Source organism: Leisingera sp. ABD4_442 (genome assembly GCF_056160905.1).
The window spans coordinates 1-21370 of sequence record NZ_JBSWYB010000037.1 but is presented as its reverse complement, the minus strand read 5'-3'; the positions used below and the strand labels follow the sequence as shown (position 1 = coordinate 21370).

At 68.7% G+C, this 21370-nt stretch carries 15 protein-coding genes; 9 read left to right on the top strand and 6 right to left on the bottom strand.

Annotated elements, in window-relative coordinates:
- Positions 1-33: 33 nt before the first annotated feature.
- Together ACXAHG_RS19840 and ACXAHG_RS19835 are read right to left on the bottom strand one after the other, a co-directional pair.
- Positions 34-5511: a hypothetical protein gene (locus tag ACXAHG_RS19840; RefSeq protein WP_475060097.1), complete on the bottom strand. Its 5478-nt coding sequence runs from the start codon at positions 5509-5511 to the stop codon at positions 34-36.
- 53 nt (positions 5512-5564) lie between these two features.
- Positions 5565-6668 (bottom strand): sugar transferase, encoded by a 1104-nt coding sequence (locus ACXAHG_RS19835; protein ID WP_475060095.1) that lies wholly within the window; start codon positions 6666-6668, stop codon positions 5565-5567.
- Positions 6669-7392: 724 nt separating this feature from the next.
- Between ACXAHG_RS19835 and ACXAHG_RS19830 the strand changes: the two genes are divergently transcribed.
- The 3 genes from ACXAHG_RS19830 to ACXAHG_RS19820 all read left to right on the top strand — a co-directional run bounded on the left by ACXAHG_RS19830 (position 7393) and on the right by ACXAHG_RS19820 (position 9748).
- Entirely contained in the window at positions 7393-8412 is a 1020-nt protein-coding gene (locus ACXAHG_RS19830) for a sulfotransferase family protein (RefSeq protein WP_475060093.1), read from the top strand.
- A gap of 31 nt (positions 8413-8443) precedes the next feature.
- Complete coding sequence (locus ACXAHG_RS19825) at positions 8444-9412, top strand: UDP-glucuronic acid decarboxylase family protein (protein WP_475045619.1); 969 nt, start codon at positions 8444-8446, stop codon at positions 9410-9412.
- A 129-nt stretch (positions 9413-9541) separates the two neighbouring features.
- On the top strand, positions 9542-9748 hold the full coding sequence (locus ACXAHG_RS19820) for a hypothetical protein (protein ID WP_475045617.1): 207 nt from the start codon (positions 9542-9544) through the stop codon (positions 9746-9748).
- 66 nt (positions 9749-9814) lie between these two features.
- On the opposite strand, the gene nagB is transcribed toward ACXAHG_RS19820, so the two are convergent.
- A complete protein-coding gene (gene nagB, locus ACXAHG_RS19815) occupies positions 9815-10606 on the bottom strand; it encodes a glucosamine-6-phosphate deaminase (RefSeq protein ID WP_475045616.1) in 792 nt (263 codons plus the stop codon).
- Between the two features lie 149 nt (positions 10607-10755).
- Positions 10756-13071, bottom strand: coding sequence for a calcium-binding protein (locus ACXAHG_RS19810; protein ID WP_475060090.1), 2316 nt, complete (start codon positions 13069-13071; stop codon positions 10756-10758).
- 285 nt (positions 13072-13356) lie between these two features.
- On the opposite strand from ACXAHG_RS19810, the gene ACXAHG_RS19805 reads away from it, so the two are divergent.
- Positions 13357-14538, top strand: a complete 1182-nt coding sequence (locus tag ACXAHG_RS19805) for a peptidase G2 autoproteolytic cleavage domain-containing protein (protein WP_475060088.1) — start codon at positions 13357-13359, stop codon at positions 14536-14538.
- A 113-nt stretch (positions 14539-14651) separates the two neighbouring features.
- On the opposite strand, the gene ACXAHG_RS19800 is transcribed toward ACXAHG_RS19805, so the two are convergent.
- Positions 14652-16088: a mannose-1-phosphate guanylyltransferase/mannose-6-phosphate isomerase gene (locus tag ACXAHG_RS19800; RefSeq protein ID WP_475060085.1), complete on the bottom strand. Its 1437-nt coding sequence runs from the start codon at positions 16086-16088 to the stop codon at positions 14652-14654.
- 212 nt (positions 16089-16300) lie between these two features.
- On the opposite strand from ACXAHG_RS19800, the gene ACXAHG_RS19795 reads away from it, so the two are divergent.
- A complete protein-coding gene (locus ACXAHG_RS19795; RefSeq protein WP_475060082.1) occupies positions 16301-16777 on the top strand; it encodes a hypothetical protein in 477 nt (158 codons plus the stop codon).
- Positions 16778-16798: 21 nt separating this feature from the next.
- Here the strand turns inward: ACXAHG_RS19795 and ACXAHG_RS19790 are convergent, their stop codons facing one another.
- The gene (locus ACXAHG_RS19790; protein ID WP_475045609.1) at positions 16799-17860 is read right to left on the bottom strand and encodes a glycosyltransferase family 10 domain-containing protein; all 1062 of its coding nucleotides are present in this window, start codon (positions 17858-17860) and stop codon (positions 16799-16801) included.
- A gap of 140 nt (positions 17861-18000) precedes the next feature.
- Here ACXAHG_RS19790 and ACXAHG_RS19785 point away from each other — a divergent pair, with 140 nt between their 5' ends.
- From ACXAHG_RS19785 to ACXAHG_RS19770, 4 genes are all read left to right on the top strand, one after another.
- On the top strand, positions 18001-18897 hold the full coding sequence (locus tag ACXAHG_RS19785) for a hypothetical protein (RefSeq protein WP_475060080.1): 897 nt from the start codon (positions 18001-18003) through the stop codon (positions 18895-18897).
- 1 nt (position 18898) lies between these two features.
- Positions 18899-20242 carry a hypothetical protein gene (locus ACXAHG_RS19780; protein WP_475060077.1) on the top strand — a complete coding sequence of 448 codons (1344 nt, stop codon included), beginning with the start codon at positions 18899-18901 and terminating at the stop codon, positions 20240-20242.
- Positions 20239-21186: a sulfotransferase gene (locus tag ACXAHG_RS19775; RefSeq protein ID WP_475060075.1), complete on the top strand. Its 948-nt coding sequence runs from the start codon at positions 20239-20241 to the stop codon at positions 21184-21186. Before ACXAHG_RS19780 ends, ACXAHG_RS19775 begins: the two co-directional genes overlap by 4 nt.
- A gap of 84 nt (positions 21187-21270) precedes the next feature.
- Positions 21271-21370, top strand: a 100-nt coding sequence (locus ACXAHG_RS19770; protein WP_475060119.1) for a GDP-mannose 4,6-dehydratase, incomplete at its 3' end; no start/stop codon positions are given.

Genomic DNA, 21370 nt, shown 5'->3' with positions numbered 1-21370 from the left:
ACGCGCCTTGCAACCGTTCCGGCTACACAGGCATCAGGCAATCGGCTCGTCATTGAACACGAAATCGATGTAGTCCGTCCGCAGCGGTTCGCCACCATTCTTGGTGCCCACAATCTCGATCACATCGCCGGAGCTGAGCGCCACATCAGCGATCTCATGCACCGCAAAGGAGGTCTGGTTGGCGATCGCATCGCCGGCATCCTGGTTCCAGATGAAAGTGTCGATCTCGACACTGTTCAGCAGCACGCTCATCTGCGACTGGCCGTCGCTTTCGTCGAAATGGCCGATCTGCAGATCATAGGTGCCCGCTGCCGCCGCAAAGGTATAGGAGGCGCGCTGCTCGCCGCTGCCGCCCGCCTGCAGGTACTGATTGCCGGAGGCCTGGTTGTTGTTTTTGATGTTGAAGCCGCTGAGGATGGTAAAGCCTTCCGCCTCCTCGCGGAACGAGGCTGGCGGCGGCGCCGACAGATCTACGGTAAAGCTGTTCAGCGCGGGATCGGCAGCAGCAAAATTGCCGCTGGGGTCCTCGACCTCGCCGGCCAGCAGCGCCACCGTATAGACGCCCTCATCCGCCGCATCCCAGCTGCCGCCGGGGGCATCCACCGTATAGGTCACCGTGCGCGGGCTGCCGTTGCTGCCGATGTCGACGCTGAAGCCGCTCACCGTCAGCGCGCCGCCCGGGCCGGTGACGCTGATGTCGCCGGTGTCGATGGTGGTCAGGTCCACCGCCACATTGTCCGCATAGGTGACCAGGATATCCGTTGTTGCAGTGCCGGCCCCGGCCGGGCCGATGTCCGGCGCCGAGGAGGACTGCACGAAGGGTGCGGTGGTATCGCCGCCGCCGCCCGCCCCGGTAAAGACAAAGTCGATGAAGTCGGTGCGCAGCGGCTCCTTGCCGTCCTTGAAGCCGGACAGCTCGATCACATCGCCGGAGCTGAGGCTGACGCCGCTGACCGTGTGTTCGGCAAAGGACGTCTGGTTGGCGATATGGCTGCCGGCGTCCTGGTTCCAGATGAAATTGTCGATCTCGATGCCGTTCAGCAGCACGCTCATCTGCGACTGGCCGTCGCTTTCGTCGAAATGGCCGATGGTCAGGTCATAGGTGCCGGCCGCCGCCATGAAGGTATAGGAGGCGCGCTGTTCGCCGCTGCCTATGGCCTGCAGGTACTGGCCGGCCGAGGCCTGGCTGTTGTTCCTGACGGCAAAGCCGCTGACAATGGTCATGCTCTCGGCCTCGACCCGGAACGGATCCGGCGGCGGGCTGGAGAGATCCACCGTAAAGCTGTCCATCGCCGGATCAGCCGCCGCGGCATTGCCGCTGGTGTCCTCGACCTCGCCGGCCAGCAGCGCCACCGTGTAGCTGCCATCGTCGGCCGCGTCCCAGCTGCCGCCCGGCGCATCCACCGTATAGGTCACCACCCGCGGGCTGCCGTTGGTGCCGATATCGACGCTGAAGCCGCTCACCGTCAGCGCCCCGCCCGGGCCGGTGACGCTGATGTCGCCGGTATCCAGGCTGGCGATGTCGATCGCCGCGTTATCCGCATAGGTGACAGTGATATCTGTCGTGGCGGCGCCCGCCTGGCCCGCGCCGATATCCGGCGCCGAGGAGGATTGCACCACCGGCGGCGCGGTATCGCCGGCGCCGGAGTCGAAGGTCAGGAACACCGGCTGCGTCGCCGGGCCCAGCGGCGCATCGCCGTCCGCCGGATTGATGATCGCGGCGGTAAAGGCCAGCGGCAGCTCATCCTCGCCGGCAAAGTCGTAATCCGCCACGCCGGAGAAATCGAACATCGCCGAGATGTCCTGGTTCGAGCCGTCCAGCAGCACGTCGATGGTCTGGAACTCGACGATATTGTTGGCCGGGAAGTCCGAGGCCGCCAGCGCGGCCAGCTGGGCATCCAGCTGCGGCGCATAGGCCTGGTCTTCGCTGTTGCCGTTGTGGAACTCATTGGTCACCGGCTGGATAAAGCCCTTGGCCAGGGTGATGCGTGCGGTGAACCCTGCCGGGCCGCTCAGCACCACGGCCGGCCCGCCGGCGCCATAGGTGCCGGTGCCGCCCTCGCCCGCACCGTTGACGGTCAGCACCGGCTCCAGCCCCGGGGCCGCCTGCGACGACACCGTATAGGACCCGGCATTGTTGCCCGCGCTGATCAGATCGCCGGTGCTGGTGGTGCCGTCGTCATAGGTGACGGTGACCGTCGAGGCGATGATCTCCGCCCCGGAGATGCCACCCGCATCCCAGCCCAGCGAGGAGCCCGCATCGAGCAGCGATTTCTTGGCGCCGAGCAGCGAATTGGGATCCATGTCGATCGAGAAGCTGACGCTCTCGCCCGGCTGGAAGCCGCCGTTCACCGCCTGGTCGAAGGTGACGATCAGCCCCTCATAGCCGGCCGCGCCGCCCGCGCCCACGTAATTGGAGGCATCCGGGGTGGTGTCGACCCCGGTCGATCCAGCGGAATCGATGGTCAGCCCCTTGAAGATGGTGTCGCCGGCCTCGCCGAAGGGGTCGAACACCGCATCGGGAATGATGCCGTTTGTCACGTCGAACTCGACCTGGGTGATGATCTTGCTGCCGGTATTGGTGATCTCAAAGGAATCCGCGGCAAAGGTCGACTTGTTGATATTGTTGGAGGTTTCATTGACGCCGACACGTGCAGCGCCGATCACCGGGCTGGTATTGGCAACATCGATCCAGTCCCAGGAGGCGGCAAAGGAATCGTCGCCGTCGGGCGCCGAGGCCAGCATCCCCACAAAGGCGCCGGTGGTGGTGCCCAGGTTGTCATACTGGCCCTTGACCGCGGCCACCACATCCGGCGGCAGCACCAGCCCGGCGGTGGACACCCAATCGGTATAGACCCCGTCATCCACATAGCGCGCCCGCGCACTGGCGGTCTCGATCCCCGGAGTGAGGTTCAGGTCGATGGCGACCTGGAAGTTCGGATCGCCCAGGCCCGCGATAATGGGCGCATTGATGCCCGGGATTTCCACAAAGACCGACTGCGGGCTGTCGCCGGTTTCCACCAGCAGCTGGACGCCGTATTGCACGGTGCCGCCCACATCCACCGCGGCAATCGTCGCCTCGGCATAATTGGACTGATCGCCGGGGCCGACCACCAGGCCGACCTTCTCGCCGCCATTCCAGACCTTGGCCGGCGGATCGGTGTTCAGCGAATAGGTGAAGATATTCACCATCTCGGTGCTGATCGTCAGATGGGTGGCATCTGCCGCCCCGAAACCGATGCCCAGCACATCCTGCTGGCTGTTGGAGGCGCCCACCGCGCTGCCGTCATGGGCCACGTCCAGGCTGACAAAGCTGGAAGCGCCGCCCAGGTTGAACACGCCGCCATTGAACAGGCCCTGGGTCTCGTCGCCGCCATTATCTGTGGCCGGCAGCACGCCGTCGCGGAAGGCCGCGTTGATGCCGATATCGCCGGCAATGCTGTTGCCCGGCGGCACTGCGCCCGGCGGGGTCGAGGACGGGTTGTTCAGCTCAAACCCCCAGCGCGCAGAGGTGCCCTGGGTGATATTGACGCCCAGCCCGTCCAGCGGGTCGCCCACATGGGTGTCGACGATGTCGTTGAGCCCGTCCAGATCCATGTCGTCGCCGGGATCGATCGGGGTGCCGCCCGGCACTAGGAAGGTGATCACGTCAGCGCCATAGGTGGCCACCGCAATCACACCTGAGAAATCGTCGATGCCATCACCGGTATTGTCGATCAGGGCCGGCGACAGCCCGTGGTCGGGCAGCGCCGTCAGCGCCAGCGGGTTGGCGCCGGCCAGCGACTGGCTGTGCACGATGGTGGCGCTGTCGGTGCGCCCGTCGCCGTCGGTATCGGCAGGCATGGCGAAATACAGCGTCTCGTCAAAGCTGGCCGCCACGATGGCGCCCTGCAGCTGACCGCCGAAATAGGTGGCGGTGAATTCGGTCAGCCCGTTGGTCGATTCCGGCGTCACCACCAGCGAGCCGTCCTCATCCTCGTCCAGCAGCTCGGATTCCGGCGAATAGGGCGTGCCGTCCATGATGCTGGTGCCGTCGAAGAAATTCAGCGGGTTGTCGATCGAACTGCCCGGGTGGCTCCAGTCATAACCCGACAGCACATCGAACAGATCCGGCGGCAGGCCGGTGGCGGCGGTCACGTCATTCCAGGTGCCGGAGCCGTCCTGCTCATAGATGATCAGCAGTTTGGACAGGTAATTCTGCGCATCCGCCTCATTGGCAAAGATCTGCACCCCGTCGGCAATGATCGGATCGGCAGAGGTGGCGCCCTTGTAGCTGCCATCGGTGTTGAAGGCCGCGGCCAGCGCCTCCTGGGCGGCGCGCAGCGGGCTGGCATGGCCGCCATAGGTGCCATAGGGATCGGTCACATTGCCCAGGTAATGCAGCTGGTCGCCAAAGCCGCTGCTGCCGCTTTCGTTGAACTCGTTGGTGGCAAACTCCGAGGTCCAGTCATTGACGATATTGCCGTCGGAATAAGACAGCGGCTGGCCGCCCCAGCCGCCGTTCGGGCCGTTGTCCCAGGTGAAGACCTCGCCGGAGTTGAGCGCGATCACGTCATAGGGGTTGCGGTAGCCGGGCGCGAACAGGTCCACCGGGTTGCTCACCAGCTTGAGCTGGCCGCCCTCGCTGGCCAGCACGTAATCGGTGATCTTGGCCTGGTTGAGCCCGTTGTTGCCGCCGGCCCAGTCGGGCTGCAGCACGCCGCCAATATTGCCGTTGTCATCCAGGGTGAAATTCGGATCCAGCGCCAGGTCCTGGATGCCCAGGGTGGTGAGGTCGATATTGCTCCGCGTCGGATCGTCCAGCGTCGGCAGGTCGAGGATGAACTGGTTGCCGTTGGCATCGGTGCGGATGTCATAGGATTCCAGCTCGGTGAGGTTGATCTTGATGATCGCCGCCGACCAGGCAAAATCGGTGGTGCCGGCAAAATTGTTGCCCGGCGCGCCCTTGTTGGTGATGCCGCCGACGGCGACATACATGATGGTATCGCCGGTCGCCGGATCGATGGCCAGGTCGATGCCGTTGTTGGCGTGGTTCTCTTCCGAGCGCGGCAGCCCGCGCAGCACCGCCACATTGGACAGCACCGCGCCGGTGTCCGGGTCCAGGGTGATCCGGTGGATCTGGCCGGAGTTGGTGTCCAGCCCGCTGTCCTCGCCCACGGCAATCCGCCAGTCGGAGGAGGAAATGTACAGCACGTCATTGCCGGCCGCATCCTCGGTCACCGCCATGCCGGTGACCTGGCGCTTGTTGTTGCTGTTCAGGCTGCCGTCATCGTCGAAATTCTGCACATCATCCGGCACCGTGTCGATCTGCACCGTACCGGTGACCACAAATTCATCGGTGGTATCGGGGTCCGGGCCGTCCAGCTGGCGCTCGATCTCGTAGCGGTAGACGGTGCCGTCCTGCTGCGCCACAAACAGCACCGGATTGCCGGTCTTGCTGAAATCAATTGCTGTCGGATTGAAGGAGGCGTTGCCGCTCAGATCCGTAATGCCGAAAGTAATGGGGTCCATGGTCTATTTTCTCCTGCACCGCTTGAAACCGAGAGCCGCATCCAGCTGGAGGGTCATCTCTTGGCACGGTGCTCTGGTGAGTTCGGACTGCCCGGCAGGCCCGCAATATAGCCGATTTTGCGCCGCAATGCACGGAAGGCGCGGCCGGGAACGAAATGCGAATGATGCGGCACCACCACGCGCTGGTAGAGGTAGCGCTCCAGAATGTGGTGGGCGTAATCGCTGGCCGGGCTGTAGCGCAGCGCCAGCTGCCCCGCCGCCAGCGGGGTCCGCGACGCCGCCTTGACCCTGGCCCGCCGCTTGAGCCCGCTGGGCAGGGTGATGATCACCGCCCCCGGCCCGGCGGCGCAGGCGCCCGCCAGCACCAGATGGGCGTCGTCGATGCGCAGCACCTGATGCCGCCGCCCCGCCGCGCAGCGGTACTGGACGCCGACCCCGGCCTTGGCCGCCAGGTTGCCTGCGGCCTGCGGATCCCGGGACAGGCCCGCCGCCGCCGCCAGCCGCGCCAGCAGCAGCGCGCAGCTGCGCGCGAACATGCAGGCCGGCACCATGATCATCATCTCCAGCTCGCGCCGGTAGCTCACCGGTGCCCGGCACAGGGCCGCATTCAGCCGCGCCCTGACCGCCTTGGGAGTGCCATGGCCCATCAGCGCCTGGGCCGGGCCCAGCAGCCCCGGCTTGACCGCAAAGCGGGCGTCGTAATTGCGGATCCCGGCGCGCTGCATCTCGGCGATCTCCGGCCGCACCGGGCGCGGGCCGCAGATGTTCATGTCGCCGGCGATCACATTCAGAAGCTGCGGCAGCTCATCCAGCCGGGTCTCGCGCAGGAAGCCGCCCAGCGGCGTCTCCAGGCCGGAGCCATTGGGCAGCACCCGGTCGCGGGTCAGCCTGGCGGCTGCCGCGGTGTCCAGGGTGCGGAATTTCAGGATGCCGAACACCCGGCCATGCTGGCCGACACGCACGCCCCGGTAGAACACCGGACGCCCCTGGGTCAGCAGCACCAGCAGCGCAATCAGCCCCGTCACCGGCAGCGCCAGGACAAACAGCCCTCCCGCCAGAACCGTGTTATAGACCCGGTGAAACGCTTCCGACCGGGGGCGGAAACCGGACAGCACCCGCCGTCCGGCCCGCCGCCGCCGTGCAGCACTGTCCCTCATAGCTGCAAGTCCCGCAGGGCTGATTCCCGGCCGCTCCCGGACCGGCAGGATACTGGCCCGGACCTGCTCCGCAGAGCGCGCCTTTGCGCCCCGCTGCAGATCACGTCCGGATGCCAGGCCGCTTTCATCAATGAACACGATGCCCCCTCACTAACAAACTGAAACCAATTACCAAACGCACGCGCTCCCCCGCAGCCGAAGCCCCCGCAAACACACGCGGCGGCGCTGACGGCCCGGCAGCTTCCTGCAGTCTGCCCGGCCTCCGCCCGGGGGTGCCCGGGCCGCAGGCTGCACAGTTCCGGGCCCGCAGAACGGCCCGCCGCAGCAGCACAGGCCGCCAGATCATTAAACCGCGGGGGCGGCAGGCCGGTATGCCCCCAAATGGGGACAAAATCCGGCCCGGCCGGGCCAGCGCCGCCTGCGGCCGGGCACGGCCCGGATCCGCCGGATCCGCCCCGGCGGGCCCCGGCGCCGGGCGCCGCCGGGGCCACGGCCGCAGCCGGGCCGGACCCCGGCTGGGACGGGGTTGAAAAATGCAATCCTGGCGGGAGCCGGCCCGGGCAGCAGGCTGGCAGCGGGCGGGCAGCGGATGGGCCGGGGCAGCGGAAGTCGCCTTTGGCGGCAACCGGCTTATATTTACGGGTCGGACGTTCAGTAACCCGTTTCCAATGCCGCGTCCTGCGGCGCTCCGGCCCGCAGGACCCTTTACCGGACCGTTATTCATATGCGACTTACAGCCGCCGGCGCAGACAGGCTTTTCCCTCCGCGGGGCTATATTATCGGGGCGCCGAAATGCGGCACCACCGCGCTGGCCCAGTATCTGGCCGCCCACCCGCAGGTCGCCTTCAGCAAACCCAAGGAGCCGCATCACTTCTGCGATGACCTGCCCGGCCTGCAGCGCAGCACCGCTCCGGAGCGCTACCGCACCTTCTTTGCGCCCGGGCCGGAAACCCGGCTGCTGGCCGAGGCCTCGGTCTGGTATCTCTATTCGCAGACCGCCGTTCCCGCCATCCTGCGGGCCCGCCCGGATGCCCGCTTCATCGTCATGCTGCGCGACCCGGTCCGGATGCTGCCCTCGCTGCACCGGCAGCTGGTCAATGCCTTCGACGAGGACGCGGCGGAATTCGAAACCGCCTGGCGGCTGTCGGAGGCGCGCGCCGGCGGCAGCCGCATCCCGCGCCGCTGCCGGGCGCCGCAGACCCTGGTCTATACCCGCACCGCCGCCTTTGGCGCGATGCTGGAGCGGCTGTGGCAGACGGTGCCGCGGGCGCAGACCCTGGTGCTGTTTCAGGAGGAAATGCAGGCCGACACCGGCCGGGTCTACCGCCGGGCGCTGGAGTTTCTCAGCCTGCCCGACGACGGGCGCCAGGAGTTTCCCCGGATCAATGCCGCCAAACGCGCCCGCTCCAGGCTGCTGAGCTATGCCATCGCCCGCGGCGGGCCGCTGCGCGAGCTGGCCACGCGCCCGGTCAAGAAGATGCTTGGGGTCCGCTCCTTCGGGATCATCAAACGCCTCAAGACGGCCAATGCCGCCGCCGTCCGCCCGGCGCCGCTGAGCCCCGGCCTGGAACAGGAGATCATCCGCCACTACGCACAGGACACCCGGCACCTGGCCGCGCTGCTGGAGGGGCACCGGAACGCGCAGCAGGACGGGCCGCTGCCGGACTGGCTCATGCCGCGCCAGCCGGACAGCCAGCCAGACAGCTCTCCGGACGGGCAGCCGCAGCACACATCGTCACCTTAAACCGGAACCACAGCAGGAAAGCGGAGCACATATGCCTAGACACTACCGGATGCGGAAAAGAATCCTCGTGACAGGCGGGGCGGGCTTCCTCGGCTCGCATCTGTGCGACCGGCTGCTGGAGGCCGGCAATGAGGTGCTGTGCGCCGACAACCTGTTCACCGGCACCAAGCGCAACATCGACCATTTGCACAACCACCCGCGGTTCGAATTCATGCGCCACGACGTGACCCTGCCGCTTTATGTGGAGGTGGACGAGATCTACAACCTGGCCTGCCCGGCCTCGCCGGTCCACTACCAGCACGACCCGGTGCAGACCGCCAAGACCTCGGTGCATGGGGCAATCAACATGCTGGGGCTGGCCAAGCGGCTGAAATGCAAGATCCTGCAGGCCTCCACCAGCGAGGTCTACGGCGATCCGCATATCTCGCCCCAGCGCGAGGATTACTGGGGCAATGTGAACCCGATCGGGCTGCGCTCCTGCTATGACGAGGGCAAACGCTGCGCCGAGACGCTGTTTTTCGATTACAACCGCCAGCACGGGGTGCCGATCAAGGTGGCGCGGATCTTCAACACCTACGGGCCCAGGATGCACCCCCGCGACGGCCGGGTGGTGTCCAATTTCATCAGCCAGGCCCTGGCCGGCGAGGAGATCACCATCTACGGCGATGGCAGCCAGACCCGGTCATTCTGCTATGTCGATGAGCTGATCGACGGGCTGGTCCGGCTGATGGACAGCGGCGATGGCATTGCCGGGCCGGTCAACCTCGGCAACCCGGTGGAGTTCTCGATCCGCGAGCTGGCGGAGCTGATCATCCGCAAGACCGGCTCGCGCTCGGTGCTGAGCTATCACGACCTGCCCAGCGACGACCCCACCCAGCGGTGCCCCGACATCAGCTTTGCCAAGCAGCATCTGGACTGGGAGCCGAAGATCCCGCTGGAGAAGGGCATCAGCCATACTGTAAGCTATTTCAAGGACTTGTTCAAAATCTGGGAGCAATAGCGCCGCCGCCGCAGGGGCGGCGGCGCGCAGGCCGTCCGCAGATCACTGCCGGTCGCGGAAAACGGCGCAGAATTGACCTTAAAAAACGCGGAAAACCTGCTACCTTTGCCCCAAAGAGGAGCAAGAGCAGTGTTCGCAATACTCGCATTCTGCGTTCTGACAGGAACGCTTTGCGCGCTGGCAAGCGCCATCCTGTTCAGCGCCCCGGCCTGGATCATGGGTCTGTGCTATGTGGCGGGCAGCTGGGCCGGTTTTGCCGCTGTGGCGGAAATCCATATGCTGTCCAAGGCGCAGCGCAAACGCACCGCCGCCGCGCTGCATCCTGAGATGGAATAAGCCCCGCGCGCGTCCCGCAGCCGGCCGCGCCTGCCAGGCCGTTTTACCGGGCCGTTTTGCCTGATCCTAGGTCCGGGCCGCCGCCCCCGCCTGCGCCTTCTGCCCCGCCCGCGTCTCCGCCGCGAAATGCCGTTTCAGGCCGGAGGCCGCCGCCGCATCCAGCACCACCGTGGCGCGGCGGTGCGTCTGCAGCGCCGAGGCCGGGCACCGGGGACTCAGCGGGCCTTCGATCATGGCCGCCACCGCCGCGGCCTTCTGCGCGCCGGTGGCCAGCAGCAGGACGTCCCGGCTGTCCAGGATGGTGCGGATGCCCATCGTGATGGCAGTTTCCGGCGGCGCCTCGCCTGCCGGGAAGAACCGGCTGTTGGCCTTGCGGGTGCCGGCATCCAGCCGGATCTCCCGGGTGCGCGAGTCCAGGCTGGAGCCGGGCTCGTTAAAGCCGATATGGCCATTCTGCCCCAACCCCAGCAGCTGCAGGTCCACCGGCCCCCTGGCCGCCACCAGCGCCTCATAGCGCTGCGCCTCCGCCGCCGCATCCGCCGCATCGCCGCGCGGCAGATGCAGCCGCTGCGGGCTGAAATCGGTGCCGCGCAGCAGATGCGCCTGCAGGTAGCTGCGGTAGGAGCAGGGGTGGCCCGCGGGCAGGCCGGTGTATTCATCCAGGCTGAAGCCGCAGGCGCGGGCAAAAGACACCAGACCCTGGCGGCAGGCCGCAGCCAGCTGCGCATAGACCGGCAGCATGGTGCCGCCGGTGGCCAGCCCCAGCACGCTGGCGGGATGCGCCCGGACCTGCCCGGTGAGATGCGCCGCGGCGCAGGCCGCCGCCTCCTGCGCGGCTGTGAAAATCAGAACCTTCATATGCCCCCCGCCGGCCCGGCGCCTGCCGGCTCTGCCTGCGCCCCCCGCAGCAGTCCCTCCGGCAGGCGCCGGGCCGGGACTTCTCAAATAGCGCGGCACGGCGGCAAGGCCAGACAGGCCCCGGCGCGGCCCCCTTCGTAACAGGCCCTTCAAAACAGGAAGTCATCCGCCTCCAGCTGCCCCGGCCGCAGGTCTTCCAGAAAGATCTTGCCCGACCCGGTTCTGATCAGCGTGCCGCCGTCCTGGCGGCTGAGCTCCAGATCCGCAAACCGGTCCGCCGCCGCCTCCAGATCGATCAGGTCGCGGCCGGGGCGGAAGTCGGAGATGGTGTCGCGCCCATGGCCGCGGGCAAAGACAAAGACATCGCTGCCGCCGCCGCCGCTGAGCCAGTCCTGCCCCTTGCCGCCGGTCAGCCGGTCATCGCCGCCCTGCCCCTTCAGGCTGTCCCGGCCCCGGCCGCCGTCCAGCGTATCACCGCCGCCGCCGCCCTTGAGGCTGTCATGGCGGCCGCCGCCCGCCAGGCTGTCCTGCCCGCCCTGGCCCTTCAGGCTGTCCCGGCCGCCGCCGCCGGCCAGGGTGTCGCTGCCGCCGCCGCCCTTAAGCGTATCGCCGCCGCTGCCGCCCTGCAGCCGGTCCCCGCCGCTGCCGCCTTTCAGCAGATCCTTGCCGCCGCTGCCCTTCAGGCTGTCATTGCCGCTGCCCCCGGTCAGCCGGTCATCGCCGCCGCCGCCTTCCAGCCAGTCATTGCCGCTGCCCCCGGTCAGCCGGTCATCGCCGCCGCCGCCTTCCAGCCAGTCATTGCCGCTGCCGCCCTCCAGGCTGTCATCACCGCTGCCGCCCGCCAGCCGGTCGTTGCCGCCGCCGCCTGCCAGCAGGTCATCGCTGCCGCTGCCCTGCAGGCTGTCATCGCCGCTGCCGCCATAGAAACTGCCGCCCGGCAGGGTGTCCCCCGGCCCCTGGCGCTCCGGAAAGGCAAAGCGCAGGTCCGGCCCGAAGATATCCTCCAGCTCCAGCGGCATGCCGGCAGCGCTGATCAGCACCACCGCGGTTTCCCCCGCCTGCAGCACCATGCCGGTGCTGCGGCTGCCCGCCTCCAGCTGGGCGGCGCTGTAAAGCCCCTCGAACAGCGACAGGTCCAGCCGGTCCTCGCCGGGGGTGAAATCGCGCACCGTGACCCGCCCTGCCGCCGGGTTGATGACAAAGGCGTCGGCGCCGCTGCCGCCCTCCAGCCAGCCGCCGCCCGCACCCGCCACCAGCACATCATCGCCCGCGTGCCCGGCCAGCCCGGCCGCCCCCGGACCGCCCTCCAGCACATCCGCCCCGGCGCTGCCCTCCAGCCGTGCCTGCCCCGCCGCCGCCCGGGCCGCCTCCCCCAGGTCCGCCAGCGGCAGGGTGAACTGGCTGATGCCGCCGTCGCTGCCGGAGGCTGCAAAAACCTGCAGATGGCCGCCCGCCGCCACCGCCTTCAGCGCGGTCGCATTCTGCAGCCCCAGGCCGGGCATATGCTCCAGGCTTTCAAGATGGATCAGCGCCCCGCCCGGGGTCAGGGTGAACAGGCTGAGGCCGCCGTCATTGCCCGCCGCCAGCACCAGGGTATGGTCTCCGGCCTGCACCACATCCAGCGCCGACACCCCGCCAAAGCGGGTCGCCGCGGTGTCCTGCAGCTGGGCCGCAACCTGCAGGCCGCCGTCCGCCCCCGCCCGCATCAGGGTGAGCGAGCTGCTGCCCGCCGCCGCCAGGAGCACCCAGGCCTGGCCGCCCGCGGTGAAGCCTTCCAGCGCAGAGATGCCGGAGACCGCCAGCCCCTGCGCCGCCCCCAGCTCTGCCGCGGGGCTGAGCGCGCCGGTCTCCGCATCGGCGCGGAAGCTGCGCACCCCGGCCGCATCCGCCGCCAGCAGCAGCGGCCCGCCCGCCGTCTGCACCGTGGCCAGCAGCGCCGCCGGGTCCAGGCTGTAAGCCGCGCTGCCGCCTGCCAAAACGGCCTGCGCCTGCACATCGCCCTCCGCATCCAGCCGCCAGCCCTGCAGGGCGCCGCCATCCGCCCCCACCCCGTAGAACACCGATGCGCCGCCCGCCAGCTCAAGCACCGCCACCGCGCCAAAGCCGCCCGCCTCAGCCCCAGCCAGGCTGCCGCGCTGCTGGCCGCCCAGGCTGCCGCTGCCGTCCAGCTCATAGAAGGTCATCTCGCTCCGGGCCGTCTGCTCCTGCAGCAGCCGCACCACCCCGCCGGCCCCGGCCAGGTGGAACGCGCCGGTGCGGATGCCCGCCTGGCCATGCAGCTGCTGGCCTGCCAGCTGCGGCAGTCCGCCTGCCCCGTCCAGCTGCCAGCGGCTGATGCCGCCATTCATGCCGGTGATGGCATAAAGCGTGGCCTGGCCATCCTGCACCGCAATTTCCAGATCGCGCAGGTCGGTGCCGAAAATCAGATCCTCTGCGGCGATGCGCCCGTTGAATACCAATGCCATGCCCCGCTCCTTTGCGCTTGCGGCCCGGGGCTGACCCTGGCGGCGCCTGCGGGCGCAAAGCGGGCGGCAAAACAGGCGAATTCAGGGCGATTGTTTACAGATTGACGACAATTGAGCGAACAGACCGGAAACAGACCCAAGACAAGCCGGGAACAGGCAGGGGCACGCATACCGCCCGGGCCAGCCGTTGCATTTGCAGCGTACGCCCCGTTAGCGCCGGTTTCAGACCGCTCTGGCAGACTGGCGCGGATCCCGTTCCTCAGCCCCTGCCGGAGCCCTCTCTCCATGACCCAGACCTCGCCGATCCTCGCCCTGCCCTATCTGATGCCTGCCCAGGCGCAGAAACATGTGACCCATAACGAAGCGCTGCAGATGCTGGATGCGCTGGTGCAGCTCAGCGTCGAAAGCTTCAGCGCCGCCAGCCCGCCCGCCGCGCCTGCCCTGGGCGAGACCCATGCGCTGGCGCCCGCGCCAGCCGGGGCCTGGGCCGGGCACGGGTCTGAGCTCGCGGTCTGGCAGGGCGAGGGCTGGCTGTTCCTCGCCCCCCTGCCCGGCTGGCGCGCCTGGAGCCGCCTGGACGCAGAGCTGAGGGTCTGGGACGGCAGCGCCTGGATCCTGCCGCCTGCGGAGACCCAGAACCTGGCCCGTCTCGGCGTCGGCACCGCCGCCGATGCCGCCAATCCGCTGGCAGCGGCCGGGCCTGCCACGCTGCTGACCCATGCGGGTGCCGGCCATCAGCTCAAGATCAACAAGGCGGGCAGTGCCGACACCGCCGCGCTGCTGTTCCAGTCGGGCTGGAGCGGGCGCGCCGAAATGGGGCTGGCGGGCTCTGATGATTTCTCCATCAAGCTCTCTGCCGATGGCAGCGCCTGGTCCACCGCGCTGGCGCTGACCGCAAACGGGCGCACCGGGCTTGGCACTGCCAGCCCCGCGGCGCATCTGGAGATCCAGGGCAGCAGCACCGATTACCTGCTGGCCGGCGATGGCAGCGCCGATTTCCGGCTGGGGGCGGACGGCAACGGCAGCTGCTCCGGCGCCTGGTCCGGCGGCGGCGCCGATTACGCCGAATGGTTCGAATGGGCCGACGGCAATCCCCGGGGCGAAGACCGCCGCGGCCTGGCCGTGGTGCTGGACGGGGAGAAGATCCGCCCGGCGGCCCCCGGTGAAGATCCGGTCGGCGTGATCAGCGGCAACCCGGCGGTGATCGGCGACGGCGACATGGGGGAATGGAAGCAGCGCTGGCTGCGCGACGGCTACGGCAGCCCCCAGCGCGGCGCAGACGGCCGGCCGCTGGAAAACCCGGCCTATGACCCGGAACGGCCCTATGTGCCGCGAAGCCGCCGCCCGGAATGGGCGCTCACCGGGCTGGTGGGCAAGCTGCGGCTGCGCAAGGGCCAGCCCGCAGGCGCACGCTGGCGGCGGATGCGGCAAGTGTCGCCGCAGGTAGAGGAATGGCTGCTGCGCTGACTGCTGCCCGTTTCAGTCCCGCCGCGGCAGGCGCCCGCCCGTCACCGGGCATCAAAGCTCCCCTCTTCCCGCCAGGCGCGGGAGCGCCCTGTTCCGCCGCCCTGTTCCGCAGCCTACCCCTTGGCGCCCTGGCCGCGGGCATAGATGTCCTCGTAGCGGATGATGTCATCCTCGCCCAGGTAGCTGCCGGTCTGCACTTCGATCAGCACCATCGGCACCTTGCCCGGGTTCTCCATCCGGTGCACCGCGCCCAGCGGGATGTAGACCGACTGGTTTTCCGTCACCAGCCGGACCTCCTCATCCACCGTCACCCGGGCGGTGCCCTCGACCACAATCCAATGCTCGGAGCGGTGGTGATGGCTCTGCAGGCTCAGCGCAGCGCCGGGATGCACATGGATGCGCTTGACCTGGAACCGGTCCCCCACCGCCAGGCTCTCGAACCAGCCCCAGGGGCGGTGGTCCTTGGGGAAGCAGGCGGCCTGGCGGGCGCCTTTTTCCTTCAGCGCCGAGACCGCCAGTTTCACATCCTGGGCCCGGTCCGCCGCGGCCACCAGCACCGCATCGGGCATCGCCACCGCAATGATGTTCTCCAGCCCGATGCCGACCAGCTCCAGCCCCTCGCTTTCAGACCGCAGCAGGCTGTCCGCGCAATCAATCGCGGTGGCCGCCCCGGCGGTCACAACCCCATTGCCGTCCGCGGGGCTTTCGCGCCGGACCGCGTCCCAGCCGCCCAGATCCGACCAGCCCGCGGCAAAAGGCACAACCGCCAGGTTGTCCGCCTTTTCCATCACCGCATAGTCGATCGAGATATCCCCAGCCTCTGCCCAGGCGCCCGGATCCAGCCGCAGGAAGCCCAGATCCGGCCGGCCCCGGTCCACCGCGGCCTGCACCGGCGCGATCAGCGCCGGCGCATGGGCGCGGAACGCCGCCAGGATGGCCTTCACCGAGAACAGGAAGATGCCCGCATTCCACAGGTGCCGGCCCGAGGCCAGCATCGCTTCGGCGGTCCTGGCATCGGGTTTTTCAACAAAGCGCTTGAGCCCGAGCGGGCGCGGGGAGACATCGCCGGGCGCCGCGGTCAGCTCCAGGTAGCCATAGCCGGTCTCCGCCCGGTCCGGGGTGATGCCGAAGGTGACCAGCTGCCCGTCCCGGGCCGCCGCCGCGCCTGCGGCAACCGCCGCGCGGAAGGCCTCTGCGTCGGGCACCACGTGATCCGAGGGCGCCACCAGCATCAGCCCGTCCGGGTCGCTCTTCTCCAGCCACAGCGCCGCGGCCAGCACCGCGGGCGCGGTATTGCGCCCCTCCGGCTCGATCAGGATGGCGCCGGGATCAATGCCGGCGGCAGCCAGCTGCTCGGTCACGATGAAGCGGAAATCCGAATTGGTCAGCACCAGGGGCGGCGCGAACCCCTCCCCCGACAGCCGCCGGGCCGAGGCCTGAAACAGCGTTTCCGCGCCGGTCAGCGGCACAAATTGCTTGGGGTAGCTCTTGCGCGACAGCGGCCACAGCCGGGTGCCCGAACCGCCGCAAAGAAGAATCGGGGTAATCATGTTCCTGCTCCAAATATCAGCATTGCGGCCTGAAAAGCGGCCTGCTCCTGTGCTTATGGCCCGGCAGCCTGTGTCACAACAAGTGTTTCCAGCCCCTGCCGACTGGCCTATGAAGTGCCCCAGGACATCTTACCGCTGTATTCAGACGATCAGAAAGCCAGAGACCCGTGCCTCCCCCAGCATTTGCCACCGCCATTGCCCAGCTTCAAGCCTTGCAGCATGCCCCTGAGCAGACGTCCGCACCGGGGCATTGCCCTCTTGGCCCCACCGCGGATCTGTGGCTGTCCACCGATCCCGCAGGCCAGGCCAGGCTGTCTTGCGCCCCGGCCGCAGAGGGGTTTGCCCTCAGATTGGAAAACGGCGACAGCGGCCTCTGGGCCAGCTTCGGGATCCGGCTGGAGCTGGCGCCGCTGCGCAAGGCCCGCTACCTCGGCCTGCTGGCGGCCGCCGCCGGCCCGGATCTGCTGATCTACACCCCCACCCTGCGCTGCCATCTGGAAAGCGGCGGTTTCACCGAGATCTCCGCCCGCCCGGTTGTCTGCACCGGCGACGCGCAGGAACAGATCGCGCATATTCCGCTGGACCCGGATCTGCTGGCGCGCAGCAGCGGCTGCGAACTGAACCTGTTCTTTCAAACCGCGCAGTTCCAGGCCGTCTTCCGCAAGATTGAGCTGCTGGCCATGGCCTGACCGGTCCGGCTGCCGCCAGGCTCAGCCCGGCTGCCCCTCCAGCACCGCCGCCAGCCCGGCTTTCACCGCCGCGGCCAGCCGCTTGCGCTCTGCCAGCCAAAGCGCGGGGTCGCAAAACAGATCCGCCAGCTGCCGCTGCGCGCCGGCATAGGCCGCAAACCGCGCCCGGCCCCAGTTCCGGACCCATTCCCGGCCGCAGCCCAGGCTCTCCAGCCGCGCCGCCGCCTCCGGCGCGCTCTGGCCGTGCAGATTGATCCAGGACTCCTGCGGCAGGCCGAAGCCATGAATGCGGTGCTCCGGCGCGGCAAAATACAGCGGCACCGACCCGCAGGCAAACGCATCGAAGATCTTCTCGGTGAGATAATCCGGCTGATGGGTGTTCTCAAAGGCCCCCAGCATCCGGGCCCGGCGGTCCAGGCGGGTGATCTTGTCCAGATGCCAGTTGCGCTGCTGAAACCGGCTCTTGCCGCCCTGCCAGCTCTGCCCCAGCCGCTCCACGGCACCGGCCTGCACCGCCTCGGCCAGCTCTGTGCGCCAGGAGCACAGGCCGGTGATGCCGCCCTCCGGCCAGTGCACCGCATGATAGGGCTCGGGGCGGCGCTCGAACATGAAGGCAAGATCGGTGCCGCGGGTCTCGAAACACGCCTGCCAGTCCGCCGCATCCAAGGCTGCATTGCGGCTGAAACGGGCCGCATAGGCATTGGCGAACCGGGGGTTGGTCAGCAGGTAATAGGGGATCCGCGCAAACCGGAAGATACCGCTGGTGGCATGATTCAGCTGCACCGCAGGCACCGCCCCGAAGCGGGTTTCCACGATCAGCTCCCGCTGCAGCGGGCGGCGGCCCCAGATGGTGTCCCAGAACGGCTCTTCGGACAGCAGCACAACCGGCGGCTGGCGCCGCCGCCAGGCCGCGATGACCGCCTGCGGCGCCTCTTCGATGTCCAGGACATGGGCAAACAGCAACAGATCCGCCTGCTCCGGCTCTGCAACACGCTCTGCCCAGCCCTCAAACAGCGGCGCCAGGGCTCTGTAGCTGAGCGGCGACCGTTTGATATGCCTGCCTTCCATGTAGATCCTGATCATGCGTCTCTGCCCGCCTGCTGTTTGCCCCCTCTTACCCCGATCGCCGCGCAAGCGCAGCCCGGAACTCTCCTCCAGGCCCCTCTGCGGTTGACTTCGCCTGCCGACAGTAAGATTGCTGTCCGGGAACATGCCCCAGGCAGATGCAAAAGACCGTGCAAATGGATGTGACAGCCAAGACAGCCGAGACCCCGGTGCAGTATATCTGGTACCCGGCGGATGCCGCCTGCGGCCCGGCGCTGGAGGCGCTGTCCGCCCGCCTGGGCCTGGCCCGGCTGCACCGCCCGCTGGAGGCCGGCCGCGGCCCTGCACTGCTGCTTTATGCCCTGCCGGAACGCTGCCTGTACCAGGCCTTCCTGCAGGATCAGCCGCCGGAGGCGGCGCTGGCCGCCTGGTGCGCGCAGGCCCGGGAGATCCTGCAGGCGCTTCAGGACGGGGGGCCGCAGGTTACCGCCGCGGAGCTGGGCCGGTTTCTCCGGTCTCCGGCAGAGGTCCTGGCCGGTTCCGGCCAGGCCTGTGCCGCTGCCCCGGAGAACCTGGCGCCCCCGCCCCCCCTGCCGGCAGAAGACCCGGTGCTGCTGGCCCTGGCCGCAGCCTGCCTGCCGCAGGACGGCACTATCCCCGGCCTGGCCCGGGCCCTGCAGGACGCCGCCCTGCCCCACCCGGACCCGGATGCTGACGCCCCGCCCGGCCCGGATCCGGCCGCCGCGGCACAGGCCTACCAGGCCGCCAGCGCGCAAATCGCCTGGCTTCAGGAGCAGAAGAACCTGATGCATCACGAGCTGGAGACGCTGCAATCACTGAACCGCAGCCTGGCAGAGGCGCTGCAGCAGAAGATTGCCGGGAAGGAACAGGCGCTGCAGGCTGCAGGGCGTGAAATCCGCGCCCTGGCAGCCCGTTCCGGCAGGCTGCAGCAGCAGCTGGACGAAAGCCGGGCCCAGGCCGCAACGCCCTCCCGCCAACTGAAACCCCGGCTCCTCCGCCTCATCGCACCGCTGCGCCCCCCCCGCCGGAGCCCGACAGGACGAAACAAGGCATAACATGCAAGACAGCACCTTCTTTCAGACCCAACTGGCCCGGATCCGCCAATCCGGCAGCCTTGATACGCTGGTTTACCTCGGCATCGGCAACGCCGGTCCGGACGCTGTGCAGGCCTGCCTGGACAGCGGCGCCAGGCATATCCTGCTGACCGAAGCAGACCCCGAAAGAGCCGCTGCGCTGAAGCCCGCCTGCGCCGCTGCCGGTACCCGGCTGCGCACGGTGGCCGTGGCGGAGGAGGCCGGGCAGAGCCCCTTCTACCTCTTCAACTTCCGCTCCCTGTCCAGCTGCCGCCGTCCGGACGGGCTGGACAAAATCTTCCCCGGCCTGCGCCAGACCGGCACGGTGCAGGTGGAAACGGCCCCCCTGGCCGGCCTGCTGGACCTGCCGGGGCGCGCCGCGGACGGCCCCGGCCTGCTGGCGGTCGATTGCCCCGGCCAGGAAGCGGTGATCCTGCGCCAGCTGCTGGCACTGGAGCAGCTGGCCGGCTTCCGCTATCTCTATCTCCGCCTGCCGGCAGCCGCGCTGTACGAAGACAGCCTTCCCATGGAAGAGATTTTGCAGCTGCTGGAGGCGGCCGGATGGCGGCTGCGGCATACGGACGCCCGGGATCCGGATTTCCCCGCCTGTTTCCTGGAACTGGACCCCCTTGCCCTGCAGGCTGCCGCCCTGCAGGCAGATCTGGCGGAGGCCCGCGCGGCGCTGCAGGACAGCAGCCGGCAGGCACAGGCGCTGGAAGCGGAAACCCGGCGCCAGGCGCAGGCCCTGGAAGAGGCCGCAGCGGCGCGCAGCGCAGCCGAGGCCGAAGCCGGCAGGCTGGCCGCGCACAGCGCTGAACTGGAAGCGGAAACCCGGCGCCAGACGCAGGCCTTGGAAGAGGCCGCTGCCTCCGCCAAGGCCGCAGCGGAGAAGGCCGAAGCGGAAACCCGGCGTCAGGCGCAGGCCCTGGAAGAGGCCGCTGCGGCGCGCAGCGCAGCCGAGGCCGAAGCCGGCAGGCTGACGGCGCGCAACGCAGAGCTGGAAGCGGAAACCCGGCGCCAGGCCCAGGCCCTGGAAGAGGCCGCTGCCGCCGCCAAGGCCCGCCAGGCCGCAGCGGAGAAGGCCGAAGCGGCCGAGGCAGAGGCCCGGCAAAGCCTCTCCGTGGCGCTGCGCCTGCAAAGCCGCCGCGACGCGGACCTGAAGGAATTGCAGATGCGCTACAGCGCCCTGCAGCAGCAGCAGGAAGCGCAGGAGGATCTGCTGCGCCGCACCAGCGCCTGCCTGGGCTACCTGATGGATGACAGCGCCCCGGAAGAGGCCCGGCCGGTGCTGGCCGCCGCCGCCCTGAAGAGCAGCAGCGCTTCATGAGCAGCCTCGCCCCGCATCAGAACCGGACCCTCGCAGCGGATCTGGAACACCAGCTGGCCCGGGCGGCCGCCTCGCTCCAGCGCAACCCCGCCCTGGCCGAGCGGCTGCAATCTGCGGACGGCCTGCCGGAGCTGCTGGCAGAGGCAAAGACCCTGGCCGGGCAGCCGCAGCAGCCGCTGCTGCGCACGGTGCATCACTTTGCCTGCACCGGCGGCACCCTGATCAGCAAATGCATCGCCGCGATGCCCTGCACCCGGCTGCTGAGCGAAGTCGACCCGCTGAGCGGTATGACCCACCAGCAGGGTTTCCTGCCCGCCGATATGATCGGCCTGGCCAAGCTCAGCTCCTGCCCGCCGGAGCAGGCAACACTGCTGCGCATCTTCCTGGGCGGGCTGGCCGCGCTGGCGGCGGACAGCCGCGCCGAAGGCCGCGACCTGATCCTGCGCGACCATGCCCACAGCCATTTCTGCTGCGGCCCGGACATCCCCAGCCGGCCCTCGCTGCAGCAAATCCTGGAACAGGGCGGCTACCGGCTGCGGACGCTGGTCACCGTGCGCCATCCGCTGGATTCCTATCTCAGCCTGCTGCGGCGGAACTGGGTGCACTGGCAGCCTGGCGGGCTGGACGAATATGCCCGCCGCTATCTCGCCTTCCTGGATCACTACGGCGCCGCGGAGCTGTTGCGCTACGAGGATTTCGTGGCCGATCCGCAGGCGCGCATGCAGCAGATCTGCGCCACCCTGGAGCTGGCGTTCAATCCCGGTTTCCAGGAGGATTTCACCGCCGTGGCGCTGTCCGGCGACAGCGGCCGCAGCGGCGCGGTGATCGGCCCCCGGCCGCGGCGGCCGGTTCCGGAGGCTGTGGCCGGCGAAACCGCGCAGGCCCCGTCATACCAGGACCTATGCGCCCGTCTTGGCTATGATCCGGCCCCGGAATCCGCCTAGGCGGGAAACTCTCTCTTCTCTTCCCGCCAGCTCTGCCTTAATCACAGGCACAAGCGTTTGCGGCACACAGTACAGGATTTTACAATGAAAAAAGCTCTTATCACCGGCATCACGGGCCAGGACGGCTCCTATCTTGCGGAGTTTCTTCTGGAAAAGGGCTATGAGGTGCATGGCATCAAGCGCC